The organism is Stenotrophomonas sp. 3diitr2024, assembly GCF_042136455.1.
GTDB classification, from domain to species: domain Bacteria; phylum Pseudomonadota; class Gammaproteobacteria; order Xanthomonadales; family Xanthomonadaceae; genus Stenotrophomonas; species Stenotrophomonas sepilia.
Genome location: NZ_JBHHMJ010000765.1, coordinates 1 through 8650 on the forward strand (window position 1 = coordinate 1; position 8650 = coordinate 8650).

At 67.2% G+C, this 8650-nt stretch carries 8 protein-coding genes; all 8 read right to left on the reverse strand.

From position 1 onward, the window contains the following. Positions 1 to 72: 72 nt before the first annotated feature. The 8 genes from ABGA94_RS20245 to ABGA94_RS20280 all read right to left on the reverse strand — a co-directional run bounded on the left by ABGA94_RS20245 (position 73) and on the right by ABGA94_RS20280 (position 8573). A complete protein-coding gene (locus ABGA94_RS20245) occupies positions 73 to 2493 on the reverse strand; it encodes a TonB-dependent receptor domain-containing protein (protein ID WP_111127818.1) in 2421 nt (806 codons plus the stop codon). 145 nt (positions 2494 to 2638) lie between these two features. Beyond that, positions 2639 to 3040: a hypothetical protein gene (locus ABGA94_RS20250; RefSeq protein WP_111127820.1), complete on the reverse strand. Its 402-nt coding sequence runs from the start codon at positions 3038 to 3040 to the stop codon at positions 2639 to 2641. A 164-nt stretch (positions 3041 to 3204) separates the two neighbouring features. Next, positions 3205 to 3882, reverse strand: a complete 678-nt coding sequence (locus ABGA94_RS20255; protein ID WP_005415589.1) for a Fe2+-dependent dioxygenase — start codon at positions 3880 to 3882, stop codon at positions 3205 to 3207. A gap of 10 nt (positions 3883 to 3892) precedes the next feature. Next, the gene (locus tag ABGA94_RS20260) at positions 3893 to 4612 is read right to left on the reverse strand and encodes a tetratricopeptide repeat protein (RefSeq protein ID WP_095376989.1); all 720 of its coding nucleotides are present in this window, start codon (positions 4610 to 4612) and stop codon (positions 3893 to 3895) included. Positions 4613 to 4683: 71 nt separating this feature from the next. Next, positions 4684 to 6975: a TonB-dependent receptor gene (locus tag ABGA94_RS20265; protein ID WP_375367989.1), complete on the reverse strand. Its 2292-nt coding sequence runs from the start codon at positions 6973 to 6975 to the stop codon at positions 4684 to 4686. A gap of 149 nt (positions 6976 to 7124) precedes the next feature. After that, positions 7125 to 7529, reverse strand: coding sequence for a hypothetical protein (locus ABGA94_RS20270; protein ID WP_005415592.1), 405 nt, complete (start codon positions 7527 to 7529; stop codon positions 7125 to 7127). A gap of 175 nt (positions 7530 to 7704) precedes the next feature. Continuing rightward, on the reverse strand, positions 7705 to 8037 hold the full coding sequence (locus ABGA94_RS20275) for a non-heme iron oxygenase ferredoxin subunit (RefSeq protein WP_005415593.1): 333 nt from the start codon (positions 8035 to 8037) through the stop codon (positions 7705 to 7707). Beyond that, positions 8034 to 8573, reverse strand: coding sequence for a GNAT family N-acetyltransferase (locus tag ABGA94_RS20280; RefSeq protein WP_065177925.1), 540 nt, complete (start codon positions 8571 to 8573; stop codon positions 8034 to 8036). The genes ABGA94_RS20275 and ABGA94_RS20280 overlap by 4 nt, the downstream gene beginning before the upstream one ends. Between the last annotated feature and the right edge of the window lie 77 nt (positions 8574 to 8650).

Here is an 8650-nt window from a genome sequence, read left to right on the forward strand (position 1 = left end):
GTGCCGGCCAGCGGCCGGCACTACCGATCGGTAGATCCACGCCATGCGTGGAGCAGGAGCAGGGCGCGGCGATCAGAACTTCGCGTTCAGCGAAATCCAGTAGCTGCGCCGCTGGTCCTTGGTCGCATAGTCGTCCACGCAGTTGAATTCGCTCTGGCTGATCAACAGGCACGACTGCGAGACGAAATCCTTGTCGAGCAGGTTGTTGACCCGCGCGTTCACCGTCAGCCAGGGCGTGGCCTTCCAGCTGCCACCGAGATGGAAGATCGTGTAGTCCTCGTAGTAGCGGGTGTTGCTGGCGCCGTTGGCATCCAGCAGCGTGTCGCGGTAGCGGTCGTAGCGGCCCTCACCGATCAGCGACAGGCTGACCGCTTCGTTGATCTGCCAGTTGAGGCTGGCGTTGGCCATGTGTCTTGCCGGCATGGTGCCGCTGATCGGCAACCCCTTCTGTGCGCCACTGGTCTGCTCACTCTTCGTCCAGGTGTAGTTGCCGCGCAGCTGCAGAGTGTCGAGCAGGTCGACATGCGCGGCCAGTTCGGCACCGCGGGTCTCGGCCTTGTCGATGTTCACGCTCTGGGTGAAGGTGCTGTAGCCCAGTGCCGCCCAACCCGGGCCGATGTCCACGCAGTAGCCGCTGCCGGCGCGCGCCACTTCGCAGTTGGGGAAGGTGCCGCCGCTGGCGATCTTGTCTTCGAACGTGTTGAAGAAGCCGGTGACGTTGAAGCCCCAGCGCTGGCCCTCGTAGTAGGCGGCCAGCTCGTAGTTGGTGCTGGTTTCAGGCTTGAGGTTCGGCGAACCGACCAATGGCAGCACGCCCTGACCACCGAAGCCGGTGATGCCCGGGAACAGCTGGTCCGGTCGCGGGGTCTTGTAGCCGGTGCTGACGCCGCCCTTGAAGGTCCACGCATCGCTGGCGTTCCACACCAGGTAGCCACGCGGACTGACGTGGCTGCCGAACACGTTGTGGTCGTCGTAGCGCAGGCCGAAGGTGGCGGTGAGGGTGTCGGTCAGCGCCCAGTTGTCCTCGGCGAACAGCGCCCACATGCGGTGCTTCTGCCTGGTGTTGCTGCGGTAGCCAGCGCCATCCATGCCGAACACGCCATCGACCATGTCAGTGTTGTTGTACTGGCCACCCACGGTCAGCTTGTGTGCGCCGAAGTCCAGGTCGAGCATCGTGTCGAGCAGGTAGCCTTCCAGCTCCATGGTGCGCAGCGGGCGCGGCAGGAACGCCTGCAGGCGCGCCATCTCGCTGGGATGGAGTGCGGCCAGCGCATTGCCACGGCCGGCCGCGCAGTTGTTGGAAGCGCCGGTGCGACGGCAGACGTCATTCCACAGCGCCTGCAGGTTGGCACGCTCGTCCAGGGTCAGCGGCAGAGAACGGCCGAGATTGCTGCTCTTGCTGTGGGTCAGCGAAGTCTGCCAGGTGCCGAAGCTGTAGCGGCCCTGGTGGGTCAACGATAGCTGATCGCGCTCGTAGCGCTGGTAGGCGGTGTAGCCCACGCGCGGCTGCACCACACGGCGGGTGACGGTGCCGCTGCCGTTCGGGTTGGGGATCACCGCATTGCCGACGCGCCACAGGCTGGCCAGGCTGTCGAGGGTGCCGGTCTGGCCTTCGCTGTTGTCGTATTTCTGCCGCGACACGTCGTAGTCCAGCCACAGTTCGTGATCGTCGTTGATGCGGAAGTCCAGGCGCACCCCGGTATTCCAGTTGGTGTTGGCGACCGACTTGCCGCCACCGCCGAAGCCGATGCTGCGCTCCCACGGCGTACCGTCGGGAAGGGTCAGTGCATCCCATTCCGGGTTCGAGGCCTTGGCATCGTAGTAGCTGCCGCGTACCGCCAGGCTGAGGCGATCCTTCAGCAGTGGGCCGCTGAGGTAGAGGTCGGTGGTGCGCGCATCGCCGAACTGGTCGTCCTGCTGCACGGTGAAGCCTTGGGTCACCGAGCCGTGCCAGCTGTCCTGGTTGCGGCGGGTGATGATGTTGATGACGCCGCCCATCGCGTCCGAGCCGTACAGCGTGGACATCGGCCCGCGCACGACTTCGATGCGTTCGATCGCCTCCAGTGGCGGCAGGTAGGCGAACTGGCCGCCACCGAAGTTGTTCGGGTAGATCTGGCCGACATTGCTCTGGCGACGGCCGTCGATCAGCACCAGGGTGTACTCGGACGGCAGGCCGCGCATCGACACGGTGGCGCGGCCGTTCTTGTCGGTCGCTTCCAGGCCCACGTCGATGCCTTCGACGTCGCGCAGCGCATCGACCAGGCTGGTATACGGGCGCTTGCTCAGTTCCTCGCGGCTGACCACGCTGATGCTGGCCGGGGCATCGATCACCTTCTGTTCGAAGCCGGAGGCAGTGACCACCACCTTGTCCAGCGTCTGCGGTGCGCCGGCGGCGTCACCGTGGGCGAAGGCGGGGCTGGCGAAAGCCGCCAGCACGGCGCTGGTCAGCAGGGTACGGGACAGGGACGAACGGACACGATGGCGCTGGGCCATGGCAGTTACCTCGAAGGATGCAGGGTGGCGCGATGCCGTGCGCGAAGGGCGCGGCAGGCACGGAAGGCCCGGTCAGGGGCGGCAGGGATGAAGCAGACAGTGGCGTGCAGGCGCGACCGCGCAGGCGGTCACGCCAGGCCGTGGATCAGGCGAGCGGCGGCGCCTGGCCGCGTTGCTGGCGGCGCCCGGGCGCATCGGCCCAGGGCGTGTCCGGAGCGGCCAGCGGCCAGTCCGGGCGCACGCCGGGCATGGCCGGCGTGGCGGGTACGAGTTCGAGTTCAGTGCGCAGCCAGTGGCTGGCCAGCAGCAACGGCGGGTGTGGCTGCTCGGCCGCTTTCACCGGGGTGGCGGCACAGCGGCGCAGCTTGGCCGGCGCCTCTTCCTGCAGGGGGCTTTCGCCACCGCGCTCTTCCAGCGGCATCTGCATGGCCATTCCGGCCTGGGCCTGTGGCAGCAGTGGCAGGGTGCCCAGCAGCAACGCCAGCATCGCCACCCATGCCAGCAGGCTGGCCAGCGCCGGACGCTGGCCGCGCATGGCGGTGCCCATCTTGCGATGGATGAGTGGGCGAGGGCGAAGCGGACGCAGCAAGCAGGGGTCCCCAGGGGTCTGCCGGCAGCGGCCGGCATCAACGGGGCGTGATTGTAATGAGAGCCGTTAGCTGTTGCAAATGAGAATGATTGCCAAAATATCGCAGGCCGGCCCGGCAAGGCTCAGACTTCGCTCCAGCGCCGCAAAAGGTTGTGGTACACGCCGGTCAGCTGCAGGATCGCCTCGGCGTCGCCGCCGGTCTGCCGCAGGCGCTCGATCGAGCCATCCATTTCCCACAACAGGCGGCGCTGCACGTCGTCGCGGATCATGCTCTGCACCCAGAAGAAAGAAGCCACGCGTGCGCCACGGGTAACCGGCCGCACCTGGTGCAGGCTGCTGGACGGGTACACGACCAGGTCGCCGGCCGGCAGCTTCACTTCGTGCTCGCCGTAGGTGTCGCTGATGATCAGCTCGCCGCCTTCGTACTCCTCGGGCGCGGACAGGAACAGGGTGCAGGAGATGTCCGAGCGCAGCTGCTCGCCATTGGCCAGGTTCATCACCGCACCATCGACGTGGTAGCCATAGGCGCCGCCACCACTGTAGCGGTTGAAGCGCGGCGGCAGGTACTTCAGCGGCAGCGCGGCGCTGAAGAACAGCGGGTGCCGGGCCAGCGCGACGAGGATGATCTCGCCCAGTTCGCGGCGCAGCGGGGAAGCCTCGGGCAGCTGCTGGTTGTGCTTGGCCTGTGCGCCCAGATGGCCGACGGTCTCGCGGCCATCGGTCCAGTCGGCGGCATCCAGTCGGCGGCGGAAGTCGGCCACCTGGTCGGCGCTGAGAATGTCGGGGATGTGCAGCAGCATGCGGGGCTCCTCAGAGGGACGGCGGTGCGACCAGGGCGCGCACCTGCGGATGCGGCGACGCGGCCAGTTCCGGCACGATGTGCGCCATGAACGCCGGGCTGCCGTGCGCCAGGGCGAGCCGCAGCCAGTGCACGGCCTGCTCGACCTGGCCGGCCTGCAGCAGGATCGAGGCGTAGTTGGCCTGGCCGCGGAAATCACCGGCCTCGGCCGCGCGCTGGTACCAGGCGAGCGCCGCCTGCGGATCAGCCGCGGTATCCAGCCCGTCTTCGAGATGGCGGGCCAGCAGGTTCATCGATTTGGCATGGCCCAGGTGCGCGGCACGGGTGTACAGGGCCAGTGCCTGCGCGCGGTCCTGGGGCACGCCGCGGCCGGTGGCCAGCAGGTTGGCCAGGTTGTACAGGCCCCAGTCCAGCCCGGTGTCGGCCGCGCGCCGGTACCACACCGCGGCCAGCGTGGGATCGGGCGTGGTGCCCTGGCCCAGCTCATGGCAGCGGCCGAGCATGTTCATCGCCATCGGCGCGCCGTTGTTGGCGGCGGTTTCGTACCAGAGCAGCGCAGCCGAGGCGTCCTGCGCGGTGCCTTTACCTTCCATGTGCATCTGCGCGAGCAGCAGTTGTGCATCGACCTGCCCGGCCTGTGCGGCGTCGCGCACGCGTGCGAACGCAGCCTGTGGATCGTGCTGGAGCAGCTCGGCCAGGGCGTCGCTGTCGATGGGGGTACGGGGTGCCATGATGGGGTGAGTATCGCCGGAAACAAAAACGGCGGCAGGAGCCCCTGCCGCCGTGGTGGAGCGCCGTTACATCAGAACTTGACGTTCAGTGCCAGGGTGGCCGAGCGACCCGGGGCGATGCTCGCGTAGTGCGAGGCATAGGCCTTGGTGAAGTAGGTCTTGTCGGTCAGGTTCTGCACGTTGAGCTGCAGGCTGATGTTGTCCTGGATCGCGTAGCTGGCCATCGCGTCGAAGCGGGTGTAGCTCGGGATCCACTTGGTGTTGGCGACATCACCGTACTGCTTGTCCGAGTAGAACGCGCCGGCGCCGAGGGTCAGGCCGATCGGGAAGCGGTAGGTGGTCCACAGGTTGGCGCTGTGCTTGGCAGTGTTCGGGAACACGTTGCCGTTGTACGGCGACGGCACGTACACGTTGGACGGGCAGGTGCGGCCCACCGGTGCGCCACAGACGAAACCGTTGTCCTTCAGTTCCGAGTCCAGGTAGGTGTAGCCGCCGTACAGGCTCCAGGCGTCGGTCAGCTGGCCGGTGAAGCCCAGTTCGAAGCCGTTGATCTCCTTCTTGCCGGCGTTCTGGCTGGTGCCGTTGTCGACCGTCACGCGTGCGTTGTTCATCACGGTGTGGAAGATCGCTGCGGTCAGGTTCAGGCGCTGGTCGAACAGGTCCCACTTGGTGCCCAGTTCGAGGTTCTTCGTGTCCTGCGGCTTGAGGTCGGCCACGGCGGCGCTCAGGCCGTCCGAACCGTCACCACCGTCCATGCCCGGCGGGGTCGAGGAGGTGCCCCACGACAGGTAGATGCTGCCGCTGGCGGCCGGCTTGAACACCACACCGGCCTGGTAGTTCAGGAAGTCGTTGCTGTTGCGCACGCGGGTCGGTGCCTTGCCGGCCACCGGAGTGGTCAGGGTGGTGCGGAAGTCGTCGTAGCGCAGGCCGAGGTTGATCATCCACTGCTCATTGAGCTCGATGGTGTCGAACACGTAGGCGGAGGTGGTCCTGGTGCGCTGCTCGACGTCCAGTGCCTTGTCGCTGCGGTACACCGAATGGGTGGCTGCCCACGGATCGCGCGGATCCGGATTGGCGAAATCGGTGCAGTTGTAACCGGTGGCCGCGCCGGTGGTCGGGCACTTGCTGTTGCCGGTGAGCGGGTTGCTGGTGCCCGGCGTCATCAGGTAGCTGCCGCGGGTCATCTTCTCGTCGCTGTACTCCACGCCTGCGCTGTAGCTGTGCTTGAGCGCACCGGTCTGGAAGGCACCGGTCAGGCCCAGCTGGTCGGCGAAACTCTTGACGTCGACGGCGCGGGCGTTGGTACGGCGCCACAGGGTACCGTAGTTGTTCGGGTTGCCCTGGCTGTCGTCCGGCTGGGTCCACAGGTAGTCGTTGCTGGTGTTGCCCAGGCGCGCGATGTTGCGCAGCTTGTGGCCGCCGAAATCGTAGCTGGCATCCAGCGTGCTGATGTCGGCGCGGGTGCGCTGGAAGTCACGGTCGACCAGGCCGTAGTAGTTGTTGCGGTCCGGCACCATCGGGCGGCCGTCGACCCACTTCGAGGCCGGCGCCCCGTTCGGGTTGCCATACGGGAAGCCACCCGCGTCCGGCAGGTCATCGCTCTGCATGTGGTAGTGGCTGGCGATCAGCTGCGCCGGGCCGTTCAGGCCGAACGCGATCGACGGTGCGATGCCCCAGCGGCTGACATTGGCGGCGTCGCGGCCAGCGATGTCCGATTCGTGCTTCATCAGGTTCAGGCGCGCGGCGATGCCGTCGCCCAGAACGTAGTTGGCGTCCACGGTGCCGCGTGCGTAGCTGTCGGTACCGATGCCCATGCTGGCGCTGGTCTCGTTCTTCAGCTTCGGCGTTTTGCTCACCAGGTTCAGGCTGCCACCACCGGAATCACGGCCACCGTAGGCCGAGCTCGGGCCCTTGACCACTTCCACCTGCTCCAGGTCGAAGATCTCGCGGGTCTGCGAGCCGACGTCGCGCAGGCCGTCGACGAAGACGTTGCTCTGCGAATCGAAGCCACGGATGAAGGGGCGGTCGCCGGTCGGGTTGCCGCCTTCGCCGGCACCGAAGGTGATGCCCGGCACCATGCGCAGCGCATCCTGCAGGTTGGTCGCACCGGTTTCGGCGATCAGCTTCTCCGACACGATCGACACTGACTTGGGGGTGTCCAGCAGTTCGGCGGTGAACTTCGGCGAGGACGGATTGAACCAGCTGCCGCGCACCTGCACCTTGTCCAGGTCGGTGGCCTTGCTGGATGCGGCATCAGCGCTGTCGGCAGCCTGCGCGGCCAGCGGCGCGAAGCCTGCGGCCAGGGTGGCGGTGGCGAGCAGGGAAACGCGCGGGGCGTGCTTGCGGGACGTGATGTGGGTCATGGCTTTGGGTAGTGGCGTGGATCGGGAAACGGCGAAGGCCGAAGCGCAGACAGCGCGACGACAGGGAGGGAGCGTCTTCTGTAGAGCCGAGCTGATGCCCGGCGATGCGGCGAACGACTTCAGGCGCACGGCAACAGCCGCAGGGCGCCTCAGCTGGCGTGCGGTGCGGGCGGTGCGTGGCCGGGGTTCAAGCGCAGTGCGGGATCGTGCAGTTGCCGGCGCAGGGCATCGGAGCGCCATAGCGGGATATGTGCGACCAGGGGCGCGCGCAGGGGTGCCACTCCGGTGCAGGGCGTGTTGCCCTCACCCTCAAGCGGCGGCTCCGGTGCAGGTGCAGCATGTTGCGGGCATTCGTCTGCCGACGGCGCCGGCAATGGCATGACCTGGCGCAAGCCTTCGGCATGTGCCTGCCACCCTTGGGTAGTCGGGGCGTTGCTGCGTCCTTCGTGCAGCGCCGACCAGCCCAGCAGCAGCGTCAGCAGCACGGCCACGGCCAGTGGCCACCCCTGGCGGGCGAGCTGGCACAACGTGGCAGTGGGCGCGGGCGATGCCATGGCGCGAGGGCGAAGTCGTTACGAAGATGTTACGTAGAATAACATCAACGATAATGATTCGCATGTACGGGGTGCTGCGGGACGCCGGGGCGGCCGGGGAACGCCCTGCGAAGGCCCTTGCGGGGCCTCCTGCAGATCCAGACCATAAGTGGGTACCCCAGGTCGGGGCGCCGCCTCAATCCCGGTCGTCGCGCGTCCAGACGGCGTCGTGTTCGCGCTTCACCGGGAACTTGGGCACCGGGGTATAGGCCGGTGCGCACAGGGCGCGGCCATCGCGTACGTCGAAGCGCGCGCCGTGAAGCACGCACTCCACGCTGCCTTCGGCGGTGTTGAACTCGCCCGAGGACAGCTCGAATTCCTCGTGCGTGCACTGGTCTTCCAGCGCGTACAGCTCGCCGTCGAGGTTGAACACCACGATCGGGGTGCCGGTCACCTCGTCGAACACGCTCTTCATTTCACCGGGCAGCAGCTCGTTGCTGGCGCACACGAAGGTCCAGGTATCGCTCACGCGGCCGCTCCGGCCAGCGGTTTTTCCAGGATCTCGAAGCGCAGGTCGTCGCGCTTGGGGATGCCGAAGCGTTCGTCGCCATATGGGAAGGGTTTCTTGATGCCGGTCCGCTGGTAGCCACGACGCTCGTAGAAGGCGATCAGTTCGTCGCGTACGTCGATCACCGTCATCTGCATCACCGGCACGTTCCATTCGCGTGCGGCGTGGGCTTCGGCGGCGTCCATCAGCTGCTTGCCGACGCCGCCGCCCTGCTGTGCGGGGTCGACCGAGAACATGCCGAAGTAGCCCTTGCCCTCAACGTCGGCAACGTGGGCGCAGGCCACAAGAACGCCTTCGCGCTCGGCCAGCAGGATGGTGGAGCGGGGGCGGTCCAGGTCGGCCTGGATGCCTTCGGCGTCGATGCGGGCGCCATCCAGCAGGTCGGCTTCGGTAGTCCAGCCCACGCGGCTGGCGTCGCCACGGTAGGCCGAGGTGACAAGGGCGATCAGGGCGGGGATGTCGGCCGGCGTGGCGGCGCGGAAGGTCAGGGTGCTCATGGGGGCATTCTAGGTGGGCAGTGGGCGGGCGCAAATGGGGGAGTGGGGTCAGATCCCTTTCGCAACGCGAAAGGGAT